This window comes from Streptomyces sp. UH6 (assembly GCF_013421635.1).
GTDB classification, from domain to species: Bacteria; Actinomycetota; Actinomycetes; order Streptomycetales; family Streptomycetaceae; genus Streptomyces; species Streptomyces abyssomicinicus.
Map to the genome: position 1 here is coordinate 1 of NZ_JACADT010001109.1, position 1,762 is coordinate 1,762.

Annotated in this window: 1 protein-coding gene and 1 pseudogene; both read right to left on the bottom strand. The window is 75.9% G+C overall.

All coding sequences use genetic code 11. The features are described 5' to 3' along the window. A partial coding sequence (locus HW445_RS29725; RefSeq protein WP_257231368.1) for a DUF6519 domain-containing protein occupies positions 1 to 552 on the bottom strand: 552 nt, incomplete at its 3' end. Positions 553 to 672: 120 nt separating this feature from the next. Further along, positions 673 to 1,762, bottom strand: a pseudogene (locus HW445_RS29730) (hypothetical protein); the annotation flags it as partial.

Genomic DNA, 1,762 nt, shown 5'->3' on the forward strand with positions numbered 1-1,762 from the left:
CCGGGCGGCCGTGTCCGGCATCGCCGCCCCGAGCGCGACCTCGCGCAGCGCCGGGTCCTCGGCCGCGGTCACCGAGCGCTCCCACACCCGCAGGTACGCCAGGAACGGCGCCTGCGCGGGGGAGGGCAGCCGGTCGCCGGGCTTCTCCGGGTCGCGGAACCCGTCGGGCTGGTCCCAGTAGGTCCAGTGCGCGGGCGGACGCGGCGGCGCCCCCGCGCCCTCCTCCTCGGCACGGTCCTCGTCGGGCACGGGCGTACCGGGCGCCGGCGGGGTGGCGTCGCACAGGATGCCGTCCACGTAGTAGCGGCCGCCGTGGATGTAGAGGGTGTCGAGGTCGTGGCGTCCGCCCACGTACTCGATGCGGAAGCCGGTCGCGCCGGCCGGTCCGCCGTGCGGTCCGATCAGGTCCGCGGCCAGGGCCCGGGTCAGGTGGAGCTGGATGGCGGCCTGCTCGTTGAGGTCGGCGTCGAGCTGGACGCGGCCCTGCTGGGCGAGGACCGCGGAGTAGTGCCGCTCCGGTCGGAACGTGGAGCGGGAGAGGTCGGCGTGCATGAGGAGGTCCCCCTGGTCGGGAAGGTGCGTGCGGGTTCGGTGGCTCGTGCGGCCCGGATCCGGCCCGGATCCGGCACGGGTGCCGGATCCGGGGCCGGCTCGGTGTCACGGGGCGGCGGCTCAGGTCACGAAGAAGACCCCGGCGTCCGTGCCCGCGGGTGTGTACTGCGCGAGCCGTGCCCGCAGGCCGTCCTCGCGCTGCGGCCGGTACAGGTCGTGGAAGGCGCCCATCTCCGCGCCGTCGTCCGCGCCCCGCCGGATCTCCTCGGCGCACGCGTCGGCGAGCAGCCCGTACCCGGGCGTCCCGTAACGCTCCGAGGTGAACAGCGGCCGTACCCGGCCCGCCCGTTCGGGGCCGGCCAGGTCGGGCTGGCAGCGGTGGCGGCGCGGGGTGCGGGAACCGGGCGGCACGTAGGAGTACCGCAGGCATCCGATCCCGCGCCGGGCCACGTGCAGCTGCCCGGTGAACACCGAGTTCTCGGCGATCCGCACCGCGTGGGTGCGGACCTCCCCGACGACGGTGGTGCGGTGCAGGTGCAGCACCGCGTGGGCGTGCCGGCAGTCCGGCGCCGACAGCGCCTGGCGGTCGTGACCGGTGGCGTCGAGGACGCTGTCCCGCAGGTGGATCTCCAGGGGGTCCTCGCTCACCTCCTCGCCGATGACCTCGATGGTGCCGAGGACGCTGTGCTCGACCTGGAGGCACGCGGTGGTGCGTTCCAGGACGACGCTGGGTTCCTCGGGGGAGTGCGGCGCGCAGCCGGGCTCGAGCGACCAGCCCGGCACGAGCGTGCAGTGGCGCACCACGACCGAGCCCACGGGACCGGTGACGTTGATGCCGCGCCCGGCGACCAGCAGGCCGTCGAGGACGACGCGCGGACGCTCGTGCGGGGCGCAGCCGTCCGCCACCGCGCGGATGTTGAGGGCGTCCGGCCGGTTGCTGTACCAGTCGAGCAGCCGGATCACCGGCCGGGCGCCCTCGGCGGCCCGGACCTCGAGGCGGTCGCCCGGGTCGAGGTCGAAGTCCAGCTGCTCCTGGTGGGCGCCGCTGTGGGTGATCTCGACGATGCCGGCGGGTCCGCTCCCCTCGGCCCGGCGGTCGTCCTGCCAGGCCCGGTAGGCGTCCATGATCCGGTGGTACGGCTGCCCCGGCCCCACCCGGTAGACCCGCGCGTCCGGCCGCGGCTCCCGGTCCGGGCGGTCGTACTCCCCG